General features: G+C 70.2%; 29 protein-coding genes. 20 read left to right on the top strand and 9 right to left on the bottom strand.

Annotated elements, in window-relative coordinates:
- Positions 1 to 19 precede the first annotated feature (19 nt).
- Positions 20 to 757 carry a Mut7-C RNAse domain-containing protein gene (locus HYE82_RS16735; protein ID WP_179174873.1) on the bottom strand — a complete coding sequence of 246 codons (738 nt, stop codon included), beginning with the start codon at positions 755 to 757 and terminating at the stop codon, positions 20 to 22.
- 107 nt (positions 758 to 864) lie between these two features.
- Positions 865 to 1,479: a hypothetical protein gene (locus HYE82_RS16730; RefSeq protein WP_179174872.1), complete on the bottom strand. Its 615-nt coding sequence runs from the start codon at positions 1,477 to 1,479 to the stop codon at positions 865 to 867.
- Between the two features lie 134 nt (positions 1,480 to 1,613).
- Here HYE82_RS16730 and hemL point away from each other — a divergent pair, with 134 nt between their 5' ends.
- From hemL to HYE82_RS16695, 7 genes are all read left to right on the top strand, one after another.
- Positions 1,614 to 2,948 (top strand): glutamate-1-semialdehyde 2,1-aminomutase, encoded by a 1,335-nt coding sequence (gene hemL / locus HYE82_RS16725; protein ID WP_179174871.1) that lies wholly within the window; start codon positions 1,614 to 1,616, stop codon positions 2,946 to 2,948.
- Positions 2,945 to 3,619 carry a histidine phosphatase family protein gene (locus HYE82_RS16720; RefSeq protein WP_179174870.1) on the top strand — a complete coding sequence of 225 codons (675 nt, stop codon included), beginning with the start codon at positions 2,945 to 2,947 and terminating at the stop codon, positions 3,617 to 3,619. Before hemL ends, HYE82_RS16720 begins: the two co-directional genes overlap by 4 nt.
- A 104-nt stretch (positions 3,620 to 3,723) precedes the next feature.
- On the top strand, positions 3,724 to 4,350 hold the full coding sequence (locus HYE82_RS16715) for a TlpA disulfide reductase family protein (RefSeq protein WP_179174869.1): 627 nt from the start codon (positions 3,724 to 3,726) through the stop codon (positions 4,348 to 4,350).
- A 4-nt stretch (positions 4,351 to 4,354) separates the two neighbouring features.
- Positions 4,355 to 5,134, top strand: a complete 780-nt coding sequence (locus tag HYE82_RS16710; RefSeq protein ID WP_179174868.1) for a cytochrome c biogenesis protein CcdA — start codon at positions 4,355 to 4,357, stop codon at positions 5,132 to 5,134.
- 13 nt (positions 5,135 to 5,147) lie between these two features.
- Positions 5,148 to 6,887, top strand: coding sequence for a cytochrome c biogenesis protein ResB (locus HYE82_RS16705; RefSeq protein WP_179174867.1), 1,740 nt, complete (start codon positions 5,148 to 5,150; stop codon positions 6,885 to 6,887).
- The gene (gene ccsB / locus HYE82_RS16700; RefSeq protein WP_179174866.1) at positions 6,884 to 7,969 is read left to right on the top strand and encodes a c-type cytochrome biogenesis protein CcsB; all 1,086 of its coding nucleotides are present in this window, start codon (positions 6,884 to 6,886) and stop codon (positions 7,967 to 7,969) included. Before HYE82_RS16705 ends, ccsB begins: the two co-directional genes overlap by 4 nt.
- 87 nt (positions 7,970 to 8,056) lie before the next feature.
- Complete coding sequence (locus HYE82_RS16695; RefSeq protein WP_179174865.1) at positions 8,057 to 8,524, top strand: SRPBCC domain-containing protein; 468 nt, start codon at positions 8,057 to 8,059, stop codon at positions 8,522 to 8,524.
- Positions 8,525 to 8,543: 19 nt separating this feature from the next.
- Here HYE82_RS16695 and HYE82_RS16690 read toward each other — a convergent pair whose 3' ends face one another.
- The gene (locus HYE82_RS16690) at positions 8,544 to 8,939 is read right to left on the bottom strand and encodes a PLD nuclease N-terminal domain-containing protein (RefSeq protein ID WP_179174864.1); all 396 of its coding nucleotides are present in this window, start codon (positions 8,937 to 8,939) and stop codon (positions 8,544 to 8,546) included.
- 89 nt (positions 8,940 to 9,028) lie between these two features.
- Between HYE82_RS16690 and HYE82_RS16685 the strand changes: the two genes are divergently transcribed.
- The 4 genes from HYE82_RS16685 (at position 9,029) to HYE82_RS16670 (ending at position 12,536) form a co-directional block, all read left to right on the top strand.
- Complete coding sequence (locus HYE82_RS16685) at positions 9,029 to 10,486, top strand: menaquinone biosynthesis decarboxylase (RefSeq protein ID WP_179174863.1); 1,458 nt, start codon at positions 9,029 to 9,031, stop codon at positions 10,484 to 10,486.
- Positions 10,483 to 10,950: a hypothetical protein gene (locus tag HYE82_RS16680; protein ID WP_309144343.1), complete on the top strand. Its 468-nt coding sequence runs from the start codon at positions 10,483 to 10,485 to the stop codon at positions 10,948 to 10,950. The genes HYE82_RS16685 and HYE82_RS16680 overlap by 4 nt, the downstream gene beginning before the upstream one ends.
- Positions 10,947 to 11,873, top strand: coding sequence for a menaquinone biosynthesis prenyltransferase MqnP (mqnP, locus tag HYE82_RS16675; protein WP_179174862.1), 927 nt, complete (start codon positions 10,947 to 10,949; stop codon positions 11,871 to 11,873). The genes HYE82_RS16680 and mqnP overlap by 4 nt, the downstream gene beginning before the upstream one ends.
- Before the next feature lie 78 nt (positions 11,874 to 11,951).
- Complete coding sequence (locus HYE82_RS16670; RefSeq protein WP_179174861.1) at positions 11,952 to 12,536, top strand: Uma2 family endonuclease; 585 nt, start codon at positions 11,952 to 11,954, stop codon at positions 12,534 to 12,536.
- On the opposite strand, the gene HYE82_RS16665 is transcribed toward HYE82_RS16670, so the two are convergent.
- The gene (locus tag HYE82_RS16665; protein WP_179174860.1) at positions 12,529 to 13,149 is read right to left on the bottom strand and encodes a rhomboid family intramembrane serine protease; all 621 of its coding nucleotides are present in this window, start codon (positions 13,147 to 13,149) and stop codon (positions 12,529 to 12,531) included. The genes HYE82_RS16670 and HYE82_RS16665 overlap by 8 nt on opposite strands.
- Positions 13,150 to 13,246: 97 nt before the next feature.
- Here HYE82_RS16665 and HYE82_RS16660 point away from each other — a divergent pair, with 97 nt between their 5' ends.
- Positions 13,247 to 13,957, top strand: a complete 711-nt coding sequence (locus HYE82_RS16660) for a UbiX family flavin prenyltransferase (protein ID WP_179174859.1) — start codon at positions 13,247 to 13,249, stop codon at positions 13,955 to 13,957.
- Here the strand turns inward: HYE82_RS16660 and HYE82_RS16655 are convergent.
- Positions 13,954 to 14,094, bottom strand: coding sequence for a hypothetical protein (locus tag HYE82_RS16655; protein WP_179174858.1), 141 nt, complete (start codon positions 14,092 to 14,094; stop codon positions 13,954 to 13,956). The genes HYE82_RS16660 and HYE82_RS16655 overlap by 4 nt on opposite strands.
- Before the next feature lie 128 nt (positions 14,095 to 14,222).
- On the opposite strand from HYE82_RS16655, the gene HYE82_RS16650 reads away from it, so the two are divergent.
- From HYE82_RS16650 to HYE82_RS16630, 6 genes are all read left to right on the top strand, one after another.
- On the top strand, positions 14,223 to 14,678 hold the full coding sequence (locus HYE82_RS16650) for an Lrp/AsnC family transcriptional regulator (protein WP_179174857.1): 456 nt from the start codon (positions 14,223 to 14,225) through the stop codon (positions 14,676 to 14,678).
- 121 nt (positions 14,679 to 14,799) lie between these two features.
- Positions 14,800 to 15,963 (top strand): aminofutalosine synthase MqnE, encoded by a 1,164-nt coding sequence (gene mqnE, locus HYE82_RS16645; protein WP_179174856.1) that lies wholly within the window; start codon positions 14,800 to 14,802, stop codon positions 15,961 to 15,963.
- 140 nt (positions 15,964 to 16,103) lie between these two features.
- Positions 16,104 to 16,628: a GNAT family N-acetyltransferase gene (locus HYE82_RS16640; protein ID WP_179174855.1), complete on the top strand. Its 525-nt coding sequence runs from the start codon at positions 16,104 to 16,106 to the stop codon at positions 16,626 to 16,628.
- A 176-nt stretch (positions 16,629 to 16,804) separates the two neighbouring features.
- Complete coding sequence (locus HYE82_RS16635; protein WP_309144342.1) at positions 16,805 to 17,116, top strand: DUF4229 domain-containing protein; 312 nt, start codon at positions 16,805 to 16,807, stop codon at positions 17,114 to 17,116.
- 236 nt (positions 17,117 to 17,352) lie between these two features.
- A complete protein-coding gene (locus HYE82_RS39525; protein ID WP_369009811.1) occupies positions 17,353 to 17,460 on the top strand; it encodes a putative leader peptide in 108 nt (35 codons plus the stop codon).
- A gap of 62 nt (positions 17,461 to 17,522) precedes the next feature.
- On the top strand, positions 17,523 to 18,848 hold the full coding sequence (locus tag HYE82_RS16630) for a dicarboxylate/amino acid:cation symporter (protein ID WP_179174854.1): 1,326 nt from the start codon (positions 17,523 to 17,525) through the stop codon (positions 18,846 to 18,848).
- Between the two features lie 140 nt (positions 18,849 to 18,988).
- Here the strand turns inward: HYE82_RS16630 and HYE82_RS16625 are convergent, their stop codons facing one another.
- Positions 18,989 to 20,434, bottom strand: coding sequence for a recombinase family protein (locus tag HYE82_RS16625; RefSeq protein WP_179174853.1), 1,446 nt, complete (start codon positions 20,432 to 20,434; stop codon positions 18,989 to 18,991).
- 172 nt (positions 20,435 to 20,606) lie between these two features.
- On the bottom strand, positions 20,607 to 20,930 hold the full coding sequence (locus HYE82_RS16620) for a hypothetical protein (RefSeq protein WP_179174852.1): 324 nt from the start codon (positions 20,928 to 20,930) through the stop codon (positions 20,607 to 20,609).
- 81 nt (positions 20,931 to 21,011) lie between these two features.
- On the opposite strand from HYE82_RS16620, the gene HYE82_RS16615 reads away from it, so the two are divergent.
- Complete coding sequence (locus tag HYE82_RS16615; protein WP_179174851.1) at positions 21,012 to 21,368, top strand: hypothetical protein; 357 nt, start codon at positions 21,012 to 21,014, stop codon at positions 21,366 to 21,368.
- Between the two features lie 57 nt (positions 21,369 to 21,425).
- Here HYE82_RS16615 and HYE82_RS16610 read toward each other — a convergent pair whose 3' ends face one another.
- Both HYE82_RS16610 and HYE82_RS16605 read right to left on the bottom strand, forming a co-directional pair.
- Positions 21,426 to 21,617 carry a DUF397 domain-containing protein gene (locus tag HYE82_RS16610; protein WP_179174850.1) on the bottom strand — a complete coding sequence of 64 codons (192 nt, stop codon included), beginning with the start codon at positions 21,615 to 21,617 and terminating at the stop codon, positions 21,426 to 21,428.
- Positions 21,614 to 22,471: a helix-turn-helix transcriptional regulator gene (locus tag HYE82_RS16605; RefSeq protein WP_179174849.1), complete on the bottom strand. Its 858-nt coding sequence runs from the start codon at positions 22,469 to 22,471 to the stop codon at positions 21,614 to 21,616. The genes HYE82_RS16610 and HYE82_RS16605 overlap by 4 nt, the downstream gene beginning before the upstream one ends.
- Positions 22,472 to 22,867: 396 nt before the next feature.
- Here HYE82_RS16605 and HYE82_RS16600 point away from each other — a divergent pair, with 396 nt between their 5' ends.
- A complete protein-coding gene (locus tag HYE82_RS16600) occupies positions 22,868 to 23,854 on the top strand; it encodes a helix-turn-helix domain-containing protein (protein ID WP_179174848.1) in 987 nt (328 codons plus the stop codon).
- The last annotated feature ends 57 nt before the right edge of the window (positions 23,855 to 23,911 follow it).

The raw sequence follows: 23,911 nt of genomic DNA, 5'->3' as shown, positions 1-23,911 counted from the left end.
GTCGTGAGCCGGGGCGGGGTTACGAGGTGGCGACGCCGCCGAATTCCTCGACCGCGTTCGTGACGATGCGTTCCAGGCGGGCGTGGTGGGCGCCGCGCCAGTAGACGCGGTCGCACGCGGTGCACTGCGCGAAGACGTCGTACGAGCGGTGCGTGCCGCGTTCCAGGCGGTCGCCGACGCTTTCCTTGTCGGCCTCCCGCAGGGGGCCGTTGCACGCGGTGCAGCGTGTCCAGGGCGACAGGGGCGGGGCGAAGCGGCCGAGGACGTCGCGCAGCTGCTCGTCGGGGTTGTCGCTGTAGACGTACGCCCCGGCGAAGATCTCGCGGCGCCGCAGCAGTCCGCGGTCGCGGGAGAGCAGGACGCGCTGCTCGTCGGCGGAGCGGGTGGCGAGGGCGGGGTCGCCGATGTCCTCGCTCTCGTACGCGGCGTCCACGCCGAGCAGGCGCAGGCGGCGGGCGAGTGTGCCGAGGTGTACGTCGAGGAGGAAGCGGAGGGGGGCGCCGGCGATCTGCTGGGGACGGTCCACGCCGAACACCTCGACGGACTGCCCGGCCCTCGGCACGTACGAGACGGGTACCTCGTGGCCGTCGACGAGGAGCCGGCCGACCTCGGTGAGCGGGACCCCGGCGGATTCGACGACGTGGCCGAGGCTGGAGGCGCCGTCCGTGGGGGTCGGCACGCGGTCGGCGCGGCGGCTGGGCGGGGCGAAGAGGCGCAGTTCGGGCGCGAGGGTGAGATGAATGCCGGGTCCGTTCACGCAAGCCAGCATGCCATTGCGGGGCGGGCCCGTGCGGCGGATTTACGGGGTCGGGAGGGGGCCGGGCGGGCTCCCGTGCGGAGCCCGCCGCGGGCGGCGGGATGGGGTCAGGGCCAGACGAGGCAGTAGGGCTGGTGCCCGGCCTCGTGGAGACGCTGGCTGAAATCCTGCCATTCGTGGAGCAACTGGTAGACGTTGAACGCGTCGCGGGGGCCGCTGCGGTCGGGGACCGTCGACCAGATGAACGCGGCAGCGCCGACCGATTCCTCGCCGATGTCGCGCAGCGGGTCGACCACCGTCATCGGCAGCTTCACCACCGCGTAGTCGGGGTGGAGGACGACCAGCTCCAGCGGCGGCACCTTGTGCAGGGGTATCCCCTGGATGCCGGTCAGGACCATGGCGGCCATGGTCTCCGGCTTGATCTTGGTGAACATGCCGCCCATGCCGAGCTCGTCGCCGCCGAGCTCCTCCGGGCGCATCGTCACCGGGACCCGGGCGGCGGTCGCCCCGTCGGGCGCGCCGAAGTACTTGTACGTCACGCCCATGCCGCGGCCCTTGGGCAGGGCGTCGTCGTCCGTGTCCTCCGGCGGTGCCGGCACGGGTTCGGCGGCGTCCGCGGCCCGGCGGCGGTGCCTGCCCCGGCGGCGGGCTTCGCGGGCTTCGCGGGCGCGCTTCGGGTCGAGGTCGTCCGTACCCTCGCCCGGTCCACCACCGCGTTGCATATCTCCACCCGACTGGTCTTGCCTGTCACGGCTGCGCGGGCCCCGCCACGCAGCCCGATCATCATGGCAGTGACCTCCCCCCGGGCGGCGCGGTGAAACGCCCGTCCGCAAGTCGGTCGCGGCCTGATGAGACCATGGCTGGTGTGAGCTACCCGTACCCGTATGAAGCCAAAGTCTCGCAGACTCTCTTTGACCGTGCGTCCCTCGTGACGCCTGGCGGCGTGAACTCTCCGGTGCGTGCCTTCCGCGCCGTGGGGGGAACGCCCAGGTTCATGGTGTCCGGTACCGGTCCGTACCTGACCGATGCCGACGGCCGCGAGTACGTCGACCTCGTCTGCTCGTGGGGGCCGATGATTCTCGGCCACGCCCACCCGGCCGTCGTCGAGGCGATCCAGGCCGCCGTCGCACGGGGTACCTCGTTCGGTACGCCCGGCGTGGGCGAGGTCGCGCTCGCCGAGGAGATCGTCGCCCGTATCGAGCCCGTCGAGCAGGTCCGCCTGGTGTCCTCCGGTACGGAGGCGACCATGTCGGCGATCCGCCTGGCCCGCGGGTTCACGGGCAGGTCGAAGGTCGTGAAGTTCGCCGGCTGCTACCACGGGCACGTGGACGCTCTGCTGGCCGCCGCCGGTTCCGGTTTGGCGACTTTCGCACTGCCGGACACGCCCGGTGTCACCGGCGCGCAGGCCGGCGACACGATCGTGCTCCCCTACAACGACCTCGAAGCGGTGCGGTCGGCGTTCGCCGCGCACCCCGGTGAGATCGCCTGTGTGATCACCGAGGCCGCGCCCGGCAACATGGGCGTGGTGACGCCTGCCGAGGGCTTCAACCAGGGGCTCGCCGACGTGTGCCGGGAGAACGGCGCCCTGTACATCTCCGACGAGGTCATGACGGGCTTCCGCACGTCGCGGGCCGGCTGGTACGGGGTCGACGGCGTCAAGCCCGACCTGATGACGTTCGGCAAGGTCATGGGCGGCGGCTTCCCGGCGGCGGCGTTCGGCGGCCGCGCCGACGTGATGGGCCACCTGGCCCCGGCCGGCCCGGTCTACCAGGCGGGCACGCTCTCCGGGAACCCGGTCGCCACGGCCGCCGGCCTGGCGCAGCTGCGCCTGCTCGACGAGGCCGCGTACGACAAGGTGAACGCGGTGTCCGCGGAGATCCAGGGCCTGGTCACGGACGCGCTCGCCAAGGAGGGCGTCGCCCACCGGCTGCAGACCGCGTCCAACATGTTCTCCGTCTTCTTCACCGAGGAGCCGGTCCGCAACTACGACGACGCGAAGACGCAGGAGGCCTTCCGCTTCAACGCGTTCTTCCACTCGATGCTGTCGCAGGGCGTCTACCTGCCGCCGTCGGCGTTCGAGTCGTGGTTCGTCTCCACCGCCCACGACGAGGCGGCCGTCGAGCGGATCGCGGCGGCACTGCCCGCCGCCGCCCGCGCCGCGGCGCAGGCGCAGCCGGAGGCCGGGGCATGAGCGACATCACCGTCGTCCACCTGATGCGCCACGGCGAGGTGCACAACCCGGACGGTGTCCTCTACGGCCGCCGCGCCGGCTACCACCTGTCCGAGCTGGGCCGCCGCATGGCGGAGCGGGTCGCCGACCACCTGAAGGACCGGGACGTCACGTACGTCGTGTCCTCCCCGCTGGAGCGGGCGCAGGAGACGGCGATGCCGGTCGCCCGGATCCACGGCCTGGAGGCGGCGACCGACGCGCGGCTGCTGGAGGCGGAGAACGTCTTCGAGGGCAAGACCTTCGGCGTCGGTGACGGCGCGCTGCGCAGGCCCGGCAACTGGAAGCACCTGACGAACCCGTTCAAGCCGTCCTGGGGCGAGCCGTACGTGGAGCAGGTCGTCCGGATGATGAGCGCGATCGAGGCGGCGCGGGACGCGGCCCGCGGCCACGAGGCCGTCGCGGTCTCGCACCAGCTGCCGATCTGGATCGTGCGCAGCTTCGCGGAGAAGCGCCGGCTGTGGCACGACCCGCGGCGCCGGCAGTGCACGCTGGCCTCGCTGACGTCGTTCACGTTCCAGGGCGACAAGCTGGTGTCGGTGGGCTACAGCGAACCGGCCCGGGACCTGGTTCCGCCGCACCTGCTGGCCGGGGCGAAGCCGGTGAAGGGCAAGTCGAAGGCGTTCGGCGCCTGACGCCGGGTCTCCGGCCGTCCGGCCGTTCCTGGCCTGACCAGGGGCTTGTCAGCGCCCGCGGGGGGCGCGAAAGATCGGCAAATCGCTCATGCGAAACTTTTCACATGAGAATTGGCCGCGCCCCCCGCCGCCGCTCGACCAGCGGCCGCGCCCTCCTGCTGACCGCGGTGACCGCCGTCGGCGCCCTGACCCTCACGGCGTGCACCGACTCCGACGGCAAGCCGTCCGGATCGGGCGGCGGCAACTACGTGACGGGCCCGAGCGGCATCTCCACCGTCGCCCAGGCCGATCGGGTGGCCGCGCCGAAGCTCGACGGGGAGACCGTCGACGGGGAGAGCCTCGACACCACCGCCCTCAAGGGCAAGGTCGTCGTCCTCAACGTGTGGGGTTCCTGGTGCCCGCCCTGCCGGAACGAGGCCAAGTACTTCGCGAAGGTGTCCAAGGAGCTCGCCGACGCCGGCAAGCCGGTCGCCTTCGTCGGGATCAACACCCGCGACAACAGCAAGCAGAACGCGGCCGCGTTCGAGGAGACCTACGGGATCACCTTCCCGAGCCTGTACGACCCGGACGGCAAGCTGATGCTCCGCTTCCCCGCGGGCACCCTCAACCCGCAGGCCATCCCCTCCACGATCGTCCTCGACAAGGAGGGCCGGATCGCCGCCCGCACGCTGGCCGCGGTCAACGAGGAGCAGCTGCGTTCGATGATCGACCCGCTGCTCGCGGAGCAGTGACCGCGTGGTCCCCCCTGTCCTGACCCTGGCCGCCGAGCAGGCCGGCGTGAACACCACGGTCCTCAGCGGTGCCCTGCTGCTGGCCCTGCCCATCTCGGTGCTGGCCGGCCTGGTCTCGTTCTTCTCGCCGTGCGTGCTGCCGCTGGTGCCGGGCTACCTGTCGTACGTGACCGGGATCAGCGGCGCCGACCTCGCGGAGGCGCGGCGCGGGCGCATGGTCGCCGGGGCGAGCCTGTTCATCCTCGGGTTCACGGCGGTGTTCGTCTCGTCGGGTGCGCTGTTCGGACAGTTCGGCAGTGTCCTGTTCGACAACAAGGAGATCATCTCCCGGGTCATGGGCGGCCTGGTGATCGTGCTCGGCCTGTTCTTCATGGGGGCGATCCCGGGGCTGACGATGCGGGAGTTCCGGTTCCACCGGAAGCCGGCCAGCGGCCTGCTGGGCGCGCCCCTGCTGGGCGTGCTGTTCGGGGTCGGCTGGACCCCGTGCATGGGGCCGACGCTGGCCGCCGTCAGCACGCTCTCCCTCGACCAGGCCAGTGCCGGGCGGGGTGCGCTGCTGACGGTCGCGTACTGCCTGGGCCTGGGTCTGCCGTTCATCCTCGCCGCGGTCGCGTTCCGCAGGGCGCTCGGCGCGTTCGGCTGGGTGAAGCGGCACTATGCCTGGGTGATGCGCATCGGCGGCGGCATGCTGATCCTGACCGGCCTGCTGCTCGTCACAGGCTTGTGGAGCAGCATCGTCAGCGACATGCAGAGCTGGACCCAAGGCTTCACGGTGGGGATCTGAGGACTACACGCACATGAGTACGACCGACAAGGCGTCCACGGAGGCGTCGAACCCGTCCGAGGACACCCCGGACTCCGCCGTCGCCGACCCGGCCGCCGCCGCGGACTCCGCCGAGGCCGCCGCCGGCGCGCAGCTGTCCACCGCGCCCGAGGAGGAGTCCGGCGGCCCCGTCGGCATCGGCGTGGTCGGCTGGGTCCGCTGGTTCTGGCGGCAGCTCACCTCGATGCGGGTGGCGCTGATCCTGCTCTTCCTGCTGTCCCTGGGCTCCATCCCGGGCTCCCTCATCCCGCAGACGCAGGTCGACGCGATGAAGGTGGCCGAGTGGAAGCGGAACAACGAGTTCTGGGTTCCGGTCGCCGAGAAGCTCCAGCTGTTCGACGTGTACAGCTCGGTGTGGTTCTCCGCGATCTACCTGCTGCTGTTCATCTCGCTGATCGGCTGCATCGTCCCGCGCAGCTGGCAGTTCGTCGGCCAGCTCACCGGCCGCCCGCCCGGCGCGCCCCGCCGCCTGGACCGGATGCCCGCGTACACGACCTGGCGGACCGGGACGGCCCCCGACGAGGTCCTGGCGCACGCCCGGAAACTGCTGGGCGGCCGGCGGTTCCGTACCGAGGCCGGCTCGTCCTCGGTCGCCGCCGAGAAGGGCTACCTGCGCGAGGCCGGCAACCTGGTCTTCCACGTCGCGCTGATCGTGATGCTGGTGGCCTTCGCCTGGGGGCAGCTGTTCAAGTCCGAGGGCGGCAAGCTCGTGCTGCGCGGCAAGGGCTTCTCGAACACGCTCACCCAGTACGACGACTTCAAGTCGGGCAGCTTCTTCTCCCCCGACGACCTGCCGCCGTTCTCCTTCACCCTCGACCGGTTCGACGCCTCCTTCGAGAGGTCCGGCCCGCAGAAGGGCACGGCCCGCGAGTTCAAGGCGTACGTCACCTTCAGCAAGGGCGCCGACGGTGCGCCGGAGAAGCGCGAGATCCAGGTCAACAAGCCGTTGGAGGTAGACGGCGCCAAGGTGTACCTCCTCGGCCACGGCTACGCGCCGGTCGTCTCGGTCACCGACCCCGCCGGGAAGGTGATCTTCCGGGACGCCGTGCCGATGCTGCCGTTCGACAACAACCTCAGCTCCTCCGGCGCGGTCAAGGTCACCGACGGCTACCGCGACAAGGACGGCAAGCAGGAGCAGCTCGGCTTCAACGCCATGTTCGTGCCGACCTTCGCCGGCGAGGGCAAGGGCACGATGCTCTCCCAGTTCCCGGAGCCGGACTTCCCCGTCCTCGCGCTGAGCGCCTACCACGGCAGCCTGGGCGTGGACTCGGGCCTGCCGCAGAACGTGTACCAGCTGAACACCTCCAAGATGCAGGAGTTCAAGGACGAGAACGGGCAGCTGTTCAAGAAGCGGCTGCTGCCGGGCGAGACCATGGAGCTGCCCGGCGGGGCGGGCGTGGTGAAGTTCGAGGGCATCGAGCGCTGGGCCACGTTCTCCGTCACCCGCCAGCCCGGCAGCGGGCTCGCGCTCGCCGGAGCCGTCGCCGCCATCGGCGGCCTGGCCGCGTCGCTGTTCATCCAGCGCCGCCGCGTCTGGGTCCGCGCCGTGCGCGGCGAGGACGGCACCACCGTCGTCGAGATGGCCGGACTCGGCCGCAGCGAGTCGGCGAAGGTCCCGGACGAGCTGGGGCAGCTGGCCGCCGCCCTGCACGACCAGGCGCCCACCGCGCCCGACCGACCTGTCAAGGAAACCGTCGAAGGAGAGCGCGGATGACGCCGCTCGCAGCCGAAGTCAACGAGAACCTGGCGCAGATCAGCAACTACCTGATCTATTCGTCGATGGCGGTCTACACGCTCGCCTTCCTCGCGCACATCGCCGAGTGGACGTTCGGCAGCCGCAGCAAGGTGGCCCGTACGGCCGCCGCGCTGACCGCCACGGCGGACGATGCCGCGGCCGCGCCCGCCGTGCAGGTCCGCTCCAAGGGGGGCACCGCGGTCCTCGACAAGCCGAAGGTCGTCACCCGGTCCGCGCCCGGCACCCGCGACGTCCCCGACGGCCCCGGCGCCGCCGGCGGCACCGCCGAGGGCGACCTGTACGGCCGGATCGCGGTCTCGCTGACCGTCCTCGGCTTCCTCATCGAGGCGGCGGGCGTGGTCGCCCGCGCCCTGTCCGTGCAGCGGGCCCCCTGGGGCAACATGTACGAGTTCTCGATCACCTTCTCCACGGTGGCCGTCGGCGCGTACCTGGTCCTGCTCGCGCTGAAGAAGAACGTGCGCTGGCTGGGCCTGATCCTGGTCACCACCGTCCTGCTCGACCTCGGCATCGCCACCACCTGGCTGTACACCGACAGCGACCAGCTGGTCCCGGCCCTGCATTCCTACTGGCTGTGGATCCACGTCTCCACCGCGATCTTCTGCGGTGCGGTCTTCTACCTCGGCGCGGCCGGCGCGGTCCTGTACCTGCTGCGCGACTCCTACGAGTCCAAGCTCGCCTCCGGCGGCACCCCCTCGAAGATCGCCACCTCGATCCTGGAGCGCTTCCCGTCGGCGGCCTCGCTGGACAAGTTCTCGTACCGCATCAACGCGGCCGTCTTCCCGCTGTGGACGTTCACGATCATCGCGGGCGCCATCTGGGCGGGCGACGCGTGGGGCCGCTACTGGGGCTGGGACCCCAAGGAGGTCTGGTCCTTCGTCACCTGGGTGGCGTACGCCAGCTACCTGCACGCCCGCGCGACCGCCGGCTGGAAGGGCCGCAAGGCCGCCTATCTGGCCCTCTTCGCCTTCGCCTGCTGGATCTGGAACTACTACGGCGTGAACATCCTGCTCAGCGGCAAGCACTCGTACGCGGGCGTCTGAGCCCCCGGTCCTCCGTACAGGCGCGGCCGCGCACCCCGGGCCTGGGCCCGAGGTGCGCGGCCGCGCCTACGGGGCGACGCTGGTGCCATGCCGACACCGCAAGGCACCAGCGAGCGCCGGAGCGGCGACCGCTACCTGCTGCACTTCGAGCCGCACCTGCCGTGCGCCTACGAGACGGTCTGGCCGGCCCTGACCACGCCGGAGGGGCTGCGCCGCTGGCTCGCGGATGCGGACGTGCTGGAACGGCACCTGGGCGGGGCCGTGACCCTGCACTGGCTCGACGAGGACGAGACGGTCTCGGGCCGGGTCACGGCCTGGGACGTCGAACGGGTCGCGGAGTACACGGTGGACGAGAACGACCGGATCCGCTTCCACCTGGAGCCGCTGGGCACGGACTCCACGCTGGTCCGCTTCACCGACGACCGGCACGGCTCCGACAGCGACTGCGCACACGGCCTGGCCGTCTGGCATGACCGCTTCGAGCGGCTGGAAGCCGTGCTGACGGCCACGGCCACGGCCCCGGGCCCGGGGCGATCGGCTGCCCCGCCCCACTGAGGCCGCGGCGGGACACCCGCTAGGACTGCCCCTTGTCCTTGTCCTCGCCCTGCTCGCGCCGCTTCAGCTCTTCCTCGCGGCGCCGCAGGTCCGCCTCCCAGTCCTTGAGGAGGGCCTCGTCCTTCTTGTTCTCCTCGCGGAGGGAGTTGAGGAACTCCGGGTTGTCGTCGGGGGCGACCCACTCGTGCCGGTGGTTGCGGTGCCACTCGGAGGGCGTACGGCCGCCCACCGGAGGACGGCGCATCTTGCCCGCGGCGAACCAGACGATCGGGCCGACGATCCAGAAGAGCAGGATGATGATGACCCAGACGACCTTGGGGAGGTGCTTGGCCTCGTCCTCGGGGGTGTTGAGGCAGTCGATGAACGCATAGATCGTCAGCGCCAGCGGCAGGATGTACATCAGCGCCCGGATCATGTGGAGCAGCCCCCTGTGAGCAATGGCGGGGTTCGCATCGACGGCCCCGGTGACAGGTCCAGCGTATCCGGTGACGGATACTGGCCCCTATGGCTTACGACGATCTCCGCTCGCTGCTCCGGGCTCTGGAGCGGGAGGGCGACCTCAAGCGCATCAAGGCCGAAGTCGACCCGTACCTGGAAGTCGGGGAGATCGTCGACAGAGTGAACAAGGCCGGCGGGCCGGCCCTCCTCTTCGAGAACGTCAAGGGCTCGGACATGCCCCTGGCGATGAACGTCTTCGGCACCGACCGCCGCCTGCTCAAGGCCCTCGGGCTGAAGTCGTACGGCGAGATCAGCGACAAGATCGGCGGCCTGCTGAAGCCGGAGCTGCCGCAGGGCTTCGTCGGCGTCCGCGAGGCCTTCGGCAAGCTCGGCTCGATGGTGCACGTCCCGCCGAGGAAGGTGAAGGGCGACGCCGCGCCCGTCCAGGAGGTCGTCCTCACCGGCGACGACGTCGACCTGGACCGGCTGCCGGCCCTCTTCACCTGGCCCAAGGACGGCGGCTCCTTCTTCAACCTGGGACTGACGCACACGAAGCACCCGGAGACGGGCGTGCGCAACCTGGGCCTCTACCGCCTCCAGCGCCACGACAAGCGCACCATCGGCATGCACTGGCAGATCCACAAGGACAGCCGCAACCACTACGCCGTCGCCGCGAAGCGCGGCGAGCGCCTCCCGGTCGCGATCGCGTTCGGCTGCCCCCCGGCCGTGACGTACGCGTCGACGGCCCCGCTGCCGGGCGACATCGACGAGTACCTCTTCGCGGGCTTCGTCGCCGGCAAGCGGATCGAGATGGTCGACTGCAAGACGGTCCCGCTCCAGGTACCGGCCAACGCCGAGGTCGTGATCGAGGGCTGGCTGGAGCCGGGCGAGATGCTGCCCGAGGGCCCGTTCGGCGACCACACCGGCTTCTACACGCCGCAGGAGCCCTTCCCGGCGCTGAAGATCGACTGCATCACGATGCGGAAGCGGCCGCTGCTCCAGTCGATCGTGGTCGGCCGGCCGCCGACGGAGGACGGGCCGCTGGGCCGGGCGACCGAGCGGTTCTTCCTGCCGCTGCTGAAGATCATCGTGCCGGACATCGTGGACTACCACCTGCCCGAGTCGGGCGGCTTCCACAACTGCGCGATCGTCTCCATCGACAAGAAGTACCCGAAGCACGCCCAGAAGGTCATGCACGCCATCTGGGGCGCCCACATGATGTCGCTGACCAAGCTGATCATCGTGGTCGACGCCGACTGCGACGTCCACGACCTCCACGAGGTGTCCTGGCGGGCGCTCGGCAACACCGACTACTCCCGCGACCTGACGGTGGTCGAAGGCCCGGTGGACCACCTGGACCACGCCTCGTACCAGCAGTTCTGGGGCGGCAAGGCCGGCATCGACGCCACGAAGAAGCTGCCCGAGGAGGGCTACACCCGCGACGGCGGCTGGCCCGACATGGTCGAGTCCGACCCGGCGACCGCGGCCCTCGTCGACCGCCGCTGGAAGGAGTACGGCCTGTGAGCGCCGACGCCATGGCCGGGCCGGCCCTCTTCATCGGCGACGACACCGCGTACGTCGCCCTGGTGCGCCCGCAGCTCGACCCGTCCGACCCGGACCTCGTCAGGGCGGCGCAGGAAGCAGGCGTCTCCCCGGAGGATTTCGCCGGCCCCGGCAACGTCTGGGCCCTGCTCACCGAGCACGACGGCGAAGGCGACGGCTTCGAACTGCCCGGCCTGCGCGACACCGAGGCCGACGGCTTCGCCGAGCAGCTCCAGGCGGCCGTTGCCGCCGCGGAGCCGTTCACCGTGGAGGCCGGCGACGTACTGCACCTCGACGGCGCCCCGGCGGGCGACGGCTGGGCCTTCACGGCCCGGGTGAACCCGCCCGAGGGCCACGAGGTGGCCGCCTGGACCCTCACCACCGGCCCGGTGGCGACCGCGGACCTGCTCGCGGACCTGGAGGACTTCCGGAGGACCCTCGCATGATGACCACCGCCGACGGGGTCGTCGGTCCCGGTCCCGCCGCGCCGCAGGCCCCCGGCAAGGTGCGGGCGTTCCTGCGGCTCGTGATGATCGAGCACTCCGTCTTCGCGCTGCCCTTCGCCTACATCGCCGCGCTGACCGCGATGTTCCGGCTCGACCGCAGCATGCACTGGACGGAGCTGCTGCTCGTCACCGTGTGCATGGTGGGGCTGCGGACCTTCGCGATGGCCGCGAACCGGATCATCGACCGCGAGATCGACGCCCGGAACCCGCGCACCGCGGGGCGGGAGCTGGTCACCGGTGCGGTGTCCGTGCGCTCGGCGTGGACCGGGGCCGGGATCGCCCTGGTGGTGTTCCTCGGGTCGGCGGCGCTGCTGAACCCGCTGTGCCTGATGCTGGCGCCCGTCGCGGTGGTGCCGATGGTGGTCTACCCGTACGGCAAGCGGTTCACGAACTTCCCGCACGCCATCCTGGGCCTGGCCCAGGCAATGGGCCCGGTCGGGGCCTGGCTCGCGGTCACCGGGACCTGGTCCTGGGACGCGGTGATCCTGGGCCTGGCCGTGGGCGTCTGGATCGGCGGCTTCGACCTGATCTTCGCCTGCCAGGACGTGGCCGCCGACCGGGCGGAGGGCGTCAAGTCCGTCCCGGCCCGCTTCGGTGTTCCGGCTGCCCTGTGGGGCGCCCGCGGCGCCCACGCCGTCACCACGGCCCTGCTGGCCTGGTACGGGGTGGCCACCGACGCGGGCGTGCTGTTCTGGATCGGCCTGGTGGTCGTGGTGGCCGCGTTCCTCTACGAGCACACCATCGTCACCCCGCACGACCTCTCCCGCCTGAACCGCGCCTTCTTCACGGTGAACGGTTTCATCGGAATCGTGCTCTTCGTGTGCGCCCTCCTGGACCTCGTGGTGCGCGGCCTGAGCCTGTAGCTCGAAGGAGTGAGCCGGGCCGGATCACGGTGTGCGCGATCTGCCCGGGTGCGTAGCGTGCGGCCTACCATCGAGTGCATGGACAGGGAGGCCGACGTGACCGTTTCGGAGAGCGACCGCCTGCACTCACAGCTCAGCCGGTTCGAGGACATGTTCCCGGGCTACCGGATGGAGATTGTCGAGGGCGCCATCGTGATGAGTCCGCTCAAGCCGCACCACAATGCCACCATCTGGCAGCTGTGGAGTGTGCTGAAGGCCCAGATGTCCGATGAGTGGGGCTTTCTCAGCGATGTCGCGATCCCCTTCGACGGCGACAACGAGTTCTGCCCGGACCTTGCCGTGATCCCGGCAGCCGAAGTGGCGAAGAACCTCGGCGCCTACTCGCCCGACCTGATCGAACTGGCCGTCGAGGTGGTCTCGCCGAGCAGCCGCCACAACGACTACGAGGTCAAGCCCCGTGCCTACGCCCGCCGCGGGATCCCGCACTACCTGGTTTTCGACCCCTACAAGGCGCACTGCGTGATGTTCTGGAACCCGGGCCCCGACGGCTACCGAGGGACGGACACCATCGCGTACGGCGGGACCGTCGTCGTCGAGACCGGCATCGGCAAGCTCGCCGTCGACACCTCCGGGCTGCCCGTGGACCCCTCCGTCGTCAGCTGATCAGCTGAGGACCTGCCGGGCGGGTCGGGGCGGGGCGGCGGTGGTGGACCGCCGTGGCGATGCCGGCGGCGAGGCCGCAGAGGTGGCCCTGCCAGCTGACGCCCTCCTGGATCGGGAGGATGCCGGTGAGCATGGTGCTGCCCCAGATGGCGGCCACGCCCAGGGACACGGCGACGCCGAGGACCCTGCGCTCCACGAAGCCGCGTATCAACAGGTAGCCGAAGAGGCCGAAGACGACCCCGGAGGCGCCCAGGGTCATGGTGTTCGGCGGGGAGATCAGCCAGGTGCCGACGCCCTCGGCCAGGATGATGATCCCGCACACCGCGAGGAAGCGGCGGATCCCGGACAGGGCCGCGATGAAGCCGAGGACCAGCAGCGGGACGCTGTTGGAGGCGACGTGGTCGAAGCCGAAGTGGAGGAAGGACCCGGTGACGATGCCGGACAGGCTGTCCGGGTCGCGGGCGACGACCCCGTACTGGTCGAGGGCGTGCCCGGTGGCGTAGTCGACGGCCTCCAGGACCCACAGCAGCGCCACCCACCCCAGCATCAGCTTGGCCGCGGCCCCGGCCCGCTCGGCCGTGCTCCATTGCGGCTGGATCGTGCTGCTGCTCATCTGCTTCGCCCCCTGTGTGTGGTGCACCGTTCCCCCGGGGAACGTCCGGCACACCTTAACGAGTGCCCGCCCGGTGTGGCCGGATAGTCTCGGAGCTATGACAGAGCGCAAGCGCACCCCGTGGGTGGTGGGGGTTTCCGGGGCTTCCGGGACGCCGTACGCGGCTTCGGTGATCCGAGGGCTGCTGGCGGCGGGCGAGAGTGTGGACCTCGTGGTGAGCCGGGCCTCACGGCTCACCCTGTTGGACGAGACCGGCATCGCCTTCCGCGACGCGCACTGGCGCGAGGACCTGCGGGAGTGGCTGGCCCGCGGGGCGGACGGGAAGCCGGGCACGTTCGAGGTGGCGGAGGGCGACATCCGGTACTGGCCCGCGGGTGACCTGGCGGCCGGCCCGAGCTCGGGCTCGTACCCCGCCAAGGGGATGCTGATCGTGCCGGCGTCCACGGCCTGTGTGGCGGGAGTGGCGCTCGGGCTGTCGAAGGACCTGCTGCAGCGGGCCGCGAGCGTGATGCTCAAGGAGCGGCGGCGGCTGGTGGTCGCGGTGCGGGAGACCCCGCTGAACGGGCAGACGCTCAAGGCGCTGGTGGCGCTGGACGAGGCGGGCGCGACCGTTCTGCCCGCCTCTCCGGCGTTCTATGCGGGTGCGACGCACATCCAGGACCTGGTGGACTTCGTCGCTGGGCGGGTGCTGGATGCGGCAGGGGTGCCGCACCGGCTGTACCGCCGGTGGGAGGGGGAGCTCGGAAAGGGGCACCGCCCGGCGGTGGCCGGGGGAGGCTCCCGCCCCCCGGAGGCAAGCGGTGACTAGCGCTTCTTCGCGGCGCGGGTGCGCGGCTTGCGGGTCTGGTCGACGCGGTAGGCGGCGGCGGGCTGGTCGGTGCGGGATCGGTTGGCCAGCTCCTGGAGCTGTCGCATGTGCGCGTAGGCCATCTCGATCGTGTACACGGGTGAACCACTCCTGAAGATCGTCACTGATCTGTTGAAAGATTCACAGGGTGTTGACCCCTGTGCGCCTTTGATTCTATACGTAAAATCGCAGGATCGCCGAACATTGGAAGGAAGGCTCCAGGTATATGGACGCGGTGGACAGGCAGCTCATCCAGGCACTCCGGGAGAACGGACGCGCCTCGTACGCGGAGCTGGGCCGGCTCGTCGGCCTGTCCGGCCCGAGCGTCACCGACCGGATCAACAGGCTGGAGTCGGCCGGCGTCATCACCGGCTACCGCGCGACCGTCGACGCGGCCTCCCTCGGCCTCGGCGTCACCGCGCTCATCGGCATCTCCCTCTCGGACGCCGCCGACCACGAGGACGTGGCCCGGCGGCTGCGCGACTTCGCGGAGATCGAGGACTGCTGGTTCATCGCCGGCGACGACTCCTACATGCTCAAGGTGCGCGCCAGTGACGTGGACGGCCTGGAGAGGATCATCCGGAAGCTCTCGGGCACCAAGGGCGTCTCGCGCACCCGTACCACGATCGTGCTCTCCACGAAGTGGGAGAACCGGGTCGGGGAACTGCCCGAAGAGCGCTAAGAGTACGGTTGCGGGGTTGGGCAAGGAGCGCTCCCGTGCGGGGCGGAGTACGCGGAGCGCGGTGCGCGAACCGGTACGCGGGGCGCTACAGGCACAGGACGAACAAGGAGGCGACCGGCCGATGGACGCTGGGCTCAAGCGTGAGCTGGAGGAGAAGGTTCGCTCCGGCGAGCGGCTGACCCGTGAGGACGGCATCGCCCTCTACGAGTCCGACGACCTGGCCTGGCTCGGGGCGCTCGCCCACGAGGTGCGCACGCGGAAGAACGGCGACGTCGTCCACTTCAACGTCAACCGCCACCTCAACATGACGAACGTCTGCACCGCCTCGTGCGCCTACTGCTCGTTCCAGCGCAAGCCGGGCGAGAAGGACGCGTACACGATGCGCATCGAAGAGGCCGTGCGCCTGGCCAAGGCCATGGAGAACGACAACCTCACCGAGCTGCACATCGTCAACGGCCTGCACCCCAGCCTGCCGTGGCGCTACTACCCGCGCTCGCTGTCCGCGCTGAAGGAGGCGCTGCCGAACGTCTCGCTGAAGGCGTTCACGGCGACCGAGATCCACCATTTCGAGACGATCTCCGGGATGTCGGCCTCCGACATCCTGGACGAGCTGATCGAGGCCGGCCTGGAGTCCCTCACCGGCGGCGGCGCGGAGATCTTCGACTGGGAGGTCCGCCAGCACATCGTCGACCACCGCACCCACTGGGAGGACTGGTCGCGCATCCACCGGCTCGCGCACGAGAAGGGCCTCAAGACCCCGAGCACGATGCTGTACGGGCACATCGAGGAGCCGCGCCACCGCGTGGACCACGTGCTGCGGCTGCGCGAGCTCCAGGACGAGACCGGCGGCTTCCAGGTCTTCATCCCGCTGCGGTACCAGCACGACTTCGTGGACATGAAGGACGGCAAGGTCCGCAACACCCTCCAGGCGCGGACGACGATGGCCACGGGGGCCGAGGCGCTGAAGACCTTCGCGGTCTCGCGGCTGCTCTTCGACAACGTGCAGCACGTGAAGGTCTTCTGGGTGATGCACGGCGTGCAGACCGCCCAGCTGGCGCTCCAGCACGGCGCGGACGACATGGACGGCTCGGTCGTCGAGTACAAGATCACGCACGACGCGGACAACTACGGCACCCCGAACAAGCTGAGCCGTGACGACCTGCTGGAGCTGATCCGCGAGGCGGGCTTCCGACCCGTCGAGCGCAACACCCGCTACGAGGTCATCCGGGAGTACCCCGGCCCGGACGCGAACCTGCGCGAGACGCCGCAGGCCATGCGCGTCTGAGGCGGCGCCCGCGGCCGGCGTGGACGCCGCGCCGCCGCGTCCGCCGCATCCGGTGAGCGTGAAGGAAGGCCCTGGTCCCTCTGCGGGATCGGGGCCTTTCGTCGTTGCCCCGCGGAGTCGGTAAGGGATAGTCTCTGGATGTGCCTCTTACCTTCACTTTCGATCCGGTCGTCGATCCCGCCCTGCGCAACGGCATCGCCGAGCTGTGGACCGACGTGTCCAATGCCGGCGGCGCCGTCGGATTCGTACCCCCCGTCACGGTGGACGACATCCGACCCGAGCTGGTCAAGCACCTCGTCGCCATGGCCGAGGGCCGCCACCGCCTGGTCGTCGGCCGTGACGCGGACGGAAGGGTCCGCGCCTGCGCCTTCCTCGCGCTCAACACGCACCGGCTGATGACCCACTGGGTCTGGGCCTACACCGTCATGGTCGCCCCCGACCTCCAGGGCCGGGGCGCCGGGCGCGCCCTGATGGAGGCCGTCGCCGACGCCGCGCGGGGCCTCGACGGCATCGAGGCCGTCCGGCTCACCTGCCGGGGCGGCCTCGGGCTGGAGCACTTCTACGCCGCCTGCGGCTACAAGGAGGTCGGCCGGGTACCGGACGCCATCCGGGTGGCTCCGGGCGACGACCGCGACGACATCGCGATGCTGCTGCCGCTGCACTGAGCGGCCGGCGCTGCGGGGGGTGCGAGGACGGGTGCGGGGTGTCCGATCTGCGGCTCGTGCCCGTGGATGACCCCGACGGCACGGCCCCCGCCGGGGTCGTGCTTCACTGGACCGGCACGCCGACGACGTACCGCCGACCGGCGACCGACGACCGACGACACAGAGAAGGGGTCACCGTGTCCTTCAAGCCGAGCGCCACGATCCGCTACACCGCGATGCGCCTGGGCATCTTCGTCGGATGCCTCGTCCTCGTCGCCGTCCTGGTCAACCTGGGCTGGGTGCCCGCGGGCCTCGGGGCCGCCAACCCGGCCTGGGTCGTCCTGCTCGCCCTGGTGCTCTCCGCCCCGCTGTCCTTCGTCCTGCTGCGCAAGCAGCGCGACGAGATGTCCACGCAGATCGCCGGCCGCGTCGCGGGCGCGAAGGAGCGGCTCGCCGCGAACCGCTCGCAGGAGGACGCGGCCGACGACGCCGCGCGCGTCGGCTCATAGGGCCAGGCTCCGCCCGCCGGGCGGCGGCCGACCTGACGGATCCGCCCGGCCGCCCGCCGGTTACCTTCCTCACACGTCTTGCGCGCGTCTTGCGCGCCGAAGCGCCCCTGTACCGGGAACACCCCCGAGTGCAGGGGCGTTTGGCGTTTCCCTCAGGCGGGGTAGGGGGTTCGGTGCGGCTCTGCCTCAAAGTGCACCTTTGAGGTCCTCAAAGAGAAAGTGTTAGCGTGTTGAACATGTTGACCACGGCTGCGCCCCACCTGACCGCGAGCATCCCGCTCGTGGCGCGCCTGCACGTCGACCTCTGCCGCCGCGCGTCCGCGGCCTGTTGCGGCTGTCGCTGAGTCCAGCACCCCACTCGTTTCTTATTCCTTCTTTGCGCGTTACCCCCACCCGGAGAGTGTTCGTGTCCGCGACCCCTCAGGCCCCCGCCAAGGCCTCCTTCAAGTTCCCGTTCTGGGCCCAGATCGTCACCGGTCTCGTGCTCGGCGTCCTGTTCGGCTGGCTCGCCCGCACCCAGGACGTCAGCTGGCTCGCCACCACCCTGGAGAAGGTCGGCGACATCTTCGTCCAGCTGCTGAAGCTGGCCGTCGCCCCGCTCGTGTTCTTCGCGATCCTGGTGTCCATCACCAACCTGCGGAAGGTGAACAACGCCGCCCGCCTCGCCTCGCGCACGCTGCTGTGGTTCATGATCACCTCGCTGGTCGCCGTCGGCATCGGCCTCGCGATCGGCCTGCTCACCAACCCCGGCGCGGGCACCGGCCTGACCCCGCAGGACGGCAAGCTGCCCAAGCGCACCGGCTCCTGGATCGACTTCCTGACCGGCATCGTGCCGAAGGACATCGTCACCCCGTTCACCGAGCTGAACGTCCTTCAGATCGTCTTCCTCGCCGCCGTCGCCGGGATCGCCGCCCTCCAGCTCGGCGACAAGGCCCAGCCGGTCCTGAACGTTGCCGAATCGATCCTGCAGCTGCTGCAGAAGGCCCTGTGGTGGGTCATCCGCCTCGCCCCCATCGGCACCGTCGGCCTCATCGGCACCGCCATCGCCTCGTACGGCTGGGAACTCATCGGCAAGTACGCGACCTTCACCGCCGACGTCTACATCGGCTCCGCCCTCGTGATGTTCGGCGTCTACCCGCTGCTCCTCGTCACGGTCGCCAAGGTCAACCCGATCCAGTTCTTCAAGGGTGCCTGGCCCGCGATCCAGCTCGCCTTCGTCTCCCGCTCCTCCGTCGGCACCATGCCCGTCACCCAGAAGGTCACCGAGCGCCTCGGCGTCCCCCGCGAGTACGCCTCCTTCGCCGTGCCGTTCGGCGCCACCACCAAGATGGACGGCTGCGCCGCCATCTACCCGGCGCTCGCCGCGATCTTCATCGCGCAGATCTTCGACGTGCAGCTGACGATCACCGACTACCTGCTCATCGCCTTCGTCTCGGTGGTCGGCTCCGCCGCCACGGCCGGCCTCACCGGCGCCACCGTCATGCTGACGCTCACCCTGTCCACCCTGGGCCTCCCCCTGGAGGGCGTCGGCCTGCTCATGGCCATCGACCCGATCCTGGACATGATGCGCACCGCCACCAACGTCGCCGGCCAAGTCGTAACTCCTGTGATCGTGGCGGCGCGGGAGGACATCCTCGACCGGGACAAGTACAACTCCGCGTCGGGCTCGCCGATCGACAGCGCGGAACCGACCGGCGCCGAGCGGAAGGTCGCAGTCCCCGCCGCCGCGTAAGACCTGCACCTTGCATCGACAGAAGCGCCCCGGATCCGCGACGGTCTGGGGCGCTTCGCCATACGGCCTCGAAAGGATGGTGTCAACCGAGTCGTCAACGCCTGTCGCCGATGTCCATGCCACCGGCCGGGCGAGGGCGGTCAGTCCTCAGATCCAGTCGGATCCGAGCCGACCGGTGTGACCTCGATGGAGGTGATCTCCGGGGGCTTCCGCCGTCCCCTGCCGACGCTGAAGACGGCCACCTCCTTGATAACGCTGGCCACGATGGTCCGGCGCCGTTCGAGGTTCTCCACAGAGTCGTCGCGCCAGGCTGCCAGGACATCGGTCTCGGTTCGGGACCGCCGGATGGCCGCCGCCGCTTCACGTGTGCGCAGCGCGTGTAGTTGGTCGCGCAGGTGCTTCAGGGAGTCAAAGTAGTCCTCGTCTTCTATCTCCCCACCCTTCCAACGGCTCCGGAGGCCGTGGATTCGTTCCTCCACGACAGAGGTTGCGGCGGTCGGATATTCGGTCGGGGCTGCTTGCGGCTGGGGCTGCCGCTTGCCGAGAGCGGTCTCCGTGACCTCGTTCAGACGCTCCTCGATCCACGCGTACGAGCGGCTGACCTTGCCGCAGCCGAGCTGACCGTTCTGCCCCACGGAACTGGAGTTGCAGAAAGTCCGGCGGAACGCGCGCCCTTGAATGGTCGCCCACTGAACGCTCATCGTTAAGCCGCAGTTGCCGCACTTGAGGAACCCTGAGTAGAGGTGCTTCCGCTTGCCTGAGCCTTTGGCGGCAGGAGTCGCCCGGCCGTCGAGCACGGCTTGGACGTTCTCCCACTCCTCCCGCGTCAGCGGGTGGGGATAAATGCTGTCACCGATGTCCTGGCCCTTGTAGGTGACGATGCCTCCGACACGCTCGGACCGATACACGCGCTTGACCTTCTGGATCGTCCACATGGTCTGAGTGCCTGGGGTGCGCGCGCCGGTCTCGTTCCACAGGCGGGCCACGTCGCCCGGCGTCTTCTGGCTCTGATCCATGAGCATCCGATATCCTCGCCGGATCAGCTCCACTTCCTCGGGTACCACCCGCTGGAAATTCGACCCTGGTTCGAATCCGAAGACGCGCGGGCCTCCCGCATGCGGCTTGCCTCTCTCCCGGCGCTGCAGGAGAGAGCTGTTCACGCGCTCCGACATGCGCTCGGTCTCCTGCTGGGCGACCGCGCCTTTGATCGTCAGGATCATGCGGCCGCTCGCGGTCGAGGTGTCCTCGCCCTCTGTCGTGGCGAAGGCGAAGCCGTACTCCTTCTGCTCCTCCAGGAAGCTGGTCAGCTCAGTGATCCGCCGCGTCAAGCGGTCGATCGAGTAGACGACGATGCCGTCGATCAGACCGTCGCGCGCGTTGCGCAGCATCTCGGAGTAGACGGCTCGCTGTCGCTTGCTGGTGGTCGATGCGGACATGTCGTTCTCGGGGTAGACCTTGTGTACGCCCCACCCGAGCCGTTCGCACAGTTCGCGGCAGGCCTGTTCCTGCCGCTGGATGCCCAACTCCTGCCCCTTGCGGTCCTTGCTGATCCGGACGTAGATCGCCACGCGCTTCGGCTTGGCCATGATGGTCCCCTCCGTCGGCCTGCACCGCGCTGTTAACGTGCATACCAAGTGTCGGGTTACGAACGGCGCTGGCCAGGAGCTTGTCCCGGTCGTGGTCGCGGCCCGCGAGGGAATCCTGGACAAGACGGCCGACTGCACGCCTCGCCCGGGCGGGGCTGCGGTCTTGCTGACCTCACGGCTCCAGGGTCGCCATGCGGGCGTACGCGACCACTCCGAGCAGCAGCGGCGGGGCGAACCACCACAGCCCCATGGCTCGCCGGACCGACGGCACGGCGGTGATCAGCAGCCCGAGCACGCTCAGGCAGAGGGCGAGGAAACAGGCCGCGGCGATCCGGGTGTACCCCCGGTCGTCCCACTCGCCCTGCGGGTCGAACGCCACGGCCGAGAACACGCAGAAGGCGTTCAGCAGGTGCACGATCACGAGCGGGACCCCCAGCACCCGGCGCAGACACCCCCGGTCCTCGGGCAGGTCGATGCTTTCGCGTCCGTAGGTCATCGCAGTGCGTCCTTCTCCGTCGTGACCGTGTGTGCCGCAGCCCGCTGCCGCCCTGTCGGTGGCTCCTGCTAGCTTCCGCGCATGGCAGATTTCACCAACCGGCGGGAGATCACGTCCCTCGCCCAGCTCACCCCCGTCCAGATCGAACAGCTCCGGCGGTGCGGCGAGGCGTACGACGGCGAGGACCTGTCGCCCGGGCAGCGTCTCCCCTCGGAGACGTCCGACGAAGAATCGGTACTGCACGGTTGCGAGCTCTGGGACGTGACAGCCGAGGGGACACCCGTCTACGAGGCGTGGTTCTACCGGGTGGACAGCGGTTCGATCTTCCTCGCGGGGACCACCGAGATGGTCGCGGAGATCATCCAGTTCGGCCTGGAGTGCTCCGACGGCGACCGGGAAGCGGAGCTCCGCACGGCGATGGCCAAGGCCGGCATCTGAACCCGTGCCGACCGGCAGCCCCCGCCCGCATGTGGCGGGGGCCGCGGTTCTACCGGCTCAGCGGCCGGAGGCGTACAAGACGAACCCGGCCCAGGCGGCCGCGCCGAAGGCGAGGTGGGGGATGGCGGTGTCCTTGGAGTCGCGGACGTGAATCCTGGTTGGGGTGGCGGCCACCTCGATGCAGGAGTCGCCCTCGCTACCGCTGCTGTAGCTGCTCTTGAACCAGTCCAGCTCGGGATTGTCGATCATGTCTCTCCCAGCAGTTCTTTGATGAAGTCCCGTGACTCATGGGGCGTGAGAGCCTCAGCCCGGATGATTCCATAACGCAGGTCAAGGATCCGGAGCCGCTTCGGATCCGAAATCGGACGCCCATTGAACGCTCCCTCTGACCGCCCCACGCCAGTGCCGTCCTCGAACTTCAGAATCTCGATCCCACCGTCCATCCCGGCGTGCGCTGCGCGGCTGTTCGGCATGACCTGGAGCGTCACGTTGCGGAACTCGCTTACCTTCAGCAGGTGTTCGAGCTGGCGACGCCACACCATTGTGCCCCCAATGGGACGGCGTAGCGCTGATGCTTCGTGCACAAAGCTGAGTGCCGGTGCCGGGGTCCGATCGAAGACGGACTGACGAGCCACGCGGGCGGCTGTGTACCGCTCCACCTCGTCCTGCGTGTACGCGGGCTGCCGCATCTCGAAGAGGGCCCGCGCGTGCTCCGGCGTTTGCAGCAGTCCGTGTATGGCGTGTGTGCTGTAAACGCCGATCTCGACGGCACGGCTCTCCAGCTTCGCGAGGTCACGCACCTTCTTCGGGTAGCGGACCTGCTCCATGTCCGCCTTCATGGCGGTGATCTTCCCGCCCGCTCGCAGTACCTCGTCTGCCTTGTCGAGGTACTCGGGCCTCGGAATGCGCTTGCCCGCCTCGACCTTGCGGATCAGGTCCTCTCCGTACCCGATGGCCCTGCCGAAGTCGACGGCCCGCATCCCCGCTTCCTCCCGCCAGGCGCGAAGCTGGCGGCCCAGTGCGGCCAGGACCGCGACGCCCTGTTCGTCCTCGGGATCGATGTCCCAGCCGGCGTCTTCCGTACCGTCATTGCCCACACTCATGCGCGCCCACCTCCGACGAGCCGAATCTCCCCACGCCGCCTGCCCGGCAGGAGTCCTGGACAGCCACGACAGGACCGGACACAGGCCGGACAGATGCCGCACTCCCCGTCGTACCGGATCGCGGGCCACCGGGATCCGGTGATCCGGGACGCATAAAGCCAAAGGACCTGGGAGGAGAACCAACCAACCCGACCCACCTCACCTGACCCTGCGCGGGGCGCGCGAGGCGCGCGCGAGGCGCGTCGCCCGGACGGGTGAACTGTGCCAACCGGGCTGGATTCGCCGCCCGTTGCCGGGCATATGCTCGGGCCGACAACAGCAGACATGAGACGGCCCCCGGCGGGACGGCAATCCCGGTCGAGGGCCTGACCAAGCAGGAAGTAAGCGACACTTCCCATGGCTCTTCAGCAGCTTAGCGCGGCCTCGCGCGCCTCGTCCCGCAATCACGCCGGGACCCCCCGATCCGGTGTCATCCACGTCAACGTCCGGCACACGACGCACTTCACGGTGGTCGGCAACCGCCTCGCCCAGCATCACGAACTCTCGTACACCGCACGCGGTATCGCCGTGTACATCCAGTCGCTGCCGCCCGGCTCCCCGGTCGGCGTCAAGGAGCTCGCCAAGCCATCCTCGGAGGGCGAGGCCAGGATCGCGGCGGCCCTGCGGGAGCTGGAGCGGCACGGGTACCTGGAGCGGCGGGTCGAGCGGCTGCCGGGCGGGCAAATCGTCACCCGCACCTACTCGTACAACACGCCGGAGGCCGCCGCGTACCGGCAGCAGCGGCCCCAGTCCCCGCCGCCGCCTCTGACCCCGGTTCCGCCGTCGCTGTTGTCGCCGGGCCGTGAACCCGTGCAGGTGCCCGAGCCGGAGCCGGAGCCCAAGGGGGAGCCCGGGCAGGAACCCGAGCTGGAGTGGGAGCCGGGGCCCGAGCCCGAGGGGGAGCCGGGGCCCGGGTCGGAGCCCGGCCCGGACCCCGGGCTCGAAGGCGAGTGCGGGCGCCCCTCGCCGGTTCGTGCGCGGGTCGATCCCACCGCGTTCGGGCTGCTCGCAGGCCTGTGCCGGTACGATCCCCGGCTGCTGCTGTCCGAACGGGACGTGCACCGGCTCGCGGCCGGCGTCTCGGTCTGGCTGGAGCGGGGGGCTGCGCCCGAAGCCGTCGCGCTGATGCTCTCCAGAGACCTCCCCGACGGCCTCCGCAGTCCCGCGGGAGTGCTGGCCCACCGGCTGGCCGCGCTCGTGCCGCCGCACCTGCCCGCAGCCCCGGCGCCGCGACCGGTCCTGCGGCCGGACCCGTTCCAGACGTGCGACGGCTGCGAGCGCGCCTTCCGCGCACCCGGACCGGGCCGCTGTCGCGACTGCCCGCCACCGGGCGCCGTCGGGTAGGGCGATCAGGCCCTGCCCGGCCGTCCCCGTCTGGCCCCGGACCCCGGACCCCGTACC

The organism is Streptomyces sp. BR123, assembly GCF_013401435.1.
GTDB lineage: Bacteria > Actinomycetota > Actinomycetes > Streptomycetales > Streptomycetaceae > Streptomyces.
Note: the sequence above shows the minus strand (reverse complement) of the source record. Positions and strands in the feature narration are given on the sequence as shown.

Coding starts and splice junctions, on each gene's coding strand:
- HYE82_RS16730 (WP_179174872.1), bottom strand. CDS start 1,479: ATGCAACGCGGTGGTGGACCGGGCGAGGGTACGGACGACCTCGACCCG.
- hemL (WP_179174871.1), top strand. CDS start 1,614: ATGGCTGGTGTGAGCTACCCGTACCCGTATGAAGCCAAAGTCTCGCAG.
- HYE82_RS16720 (WP_179174870.1), top strand. CDS start 2,945: ATGAGCGACATCACCGTCGTCCACCTGATGCGCCACGGCGAGGTGCAC.
- HYE82_RS16715 (WP_179174869.1), top strand. CDS start 3,724: ATGAGAATTGGCCGCGCCCCCCGCCGCCGCTCGACCAGCGGCCGCGCC.
- HYE82_RS16705 (WP_179174867.1), top strand. CDS start 5,148: ATGAGTACGACCGACAAGGCGTCCACGGAGGCGTCGAACCCGTCCGAG.
- ccsB (WP_179174866.1), top strand. CDS start 6,884: ATGACGCCGCTCGCAGCCGAAGTCAACGAGAACCTGGCGCAGATCAGC.
- HYE82_RS16695 (WP_179174865.1), top strand. CDS start 8,057: ATGCCGACACCGCAAGGCACCAGCGAGCGCCGGAGCGGCGACCGCTAC.
- HYE82_RS16690 (WP_179174864.1), bottom strand. CDS start 8,939: ATGATCCGGGCGCTGATGTACATCCTGCCGCTGGCGCTGACGATCTAT.
- HYE82_RS16685 (WP_179174863.1), top strand. CDS start 9,029: ATGGCTTACGACGATCTCCGCTCGCTGCTCCGGGCTCTGGAGCGGGAG.
- mqnP (WP_179174862.1), top strand. CDS start 10,947: ATGATGACCACCGCCGACGGGGTCGTCGGTCCCGGTCCCGCCGCGCCG.
- HYE82_RS16670 (WP_179174861.1), top strand. CDS start 11,952: ATGGACAGGGAGGCCGACGTGACCGTTTCGGAGAGCGACCGCCTGCAC.
- HYE82_RS16665 (WP_179174860.1), bottom strand. CDS start 13,149: ATGAGCAGCAGCACGATCCAGCCGCAATGGAGCACGGCCGAGCGGGCC.
- HYE82_RS16660 (WP_179174859.1), top strand. CDS start 13,247: ATGACAGAGCGCAAGCGCACCCCGTGGGTGGTGGGGGTTTCCGGGGCT.
- HYE82_RS16650 (WP_179174857.1), top strand. CDS start 14,223: ATGGACGCGGTGGACAGGCAGCTCATCCAGGCACTCCGGGAGAACGGA.
- mqnE (WP_179174856.1), top strand. CDS start 14,800: ATGGACGCTGGGCTCAAGCGTGAGCTGGAGGAGAAGGTTCGCTCCGGC.
- HYE82_RS39525 (WP_369009811.1), top strand. CDS start 17,353: ATGTTGACCACGGCTGCGCCCCACCTGACCGCGAGCATCCCGCTCGTG.
- HYE82_RS16625 (WP_179174853.1), bottom strand. CDS start 20,434: ATGGCCAAGCCGAAGCGCGTGGCGATCTACGTCCGGATCAGCAAGGAC.
- HYE82_RS16620 (WP_179174852.1), bottom strand. CDS start 20,930: ATGACCTACGGACGCGAAAGCATCGACCTGCCCGAGGACCGGGGGTGT.
- HYE82_RS16615 (WP_179174851.1), top strand. CDS start 21,012: ATGGCAGATTTCACCAACCGGCGGGAGATCACGTCCCTCGCCCAGCTC.
- HYE82_RS16610 (WP_179174850.1), bottom strand. CDS start 21,617: ATGATCGACAATCCCGAGCTGGACTGGTTCAAGAGCAGCTACAGCAGC.
- HYE82_RS16605 (WP_179174849.1), bottom strand. CDS start 22,471: ATGAGTGTGGGCAATGACGGTACGGAAGACGCCGGCTGGGACATCGAT.
- HYE82_RS16600 (WP_179174848.1), top strand. CDS start 22,868: ATGGCTCTTCAGCAGCTTAGCGCGGCCTCGCGCGCCTCGTCCCGCAAT.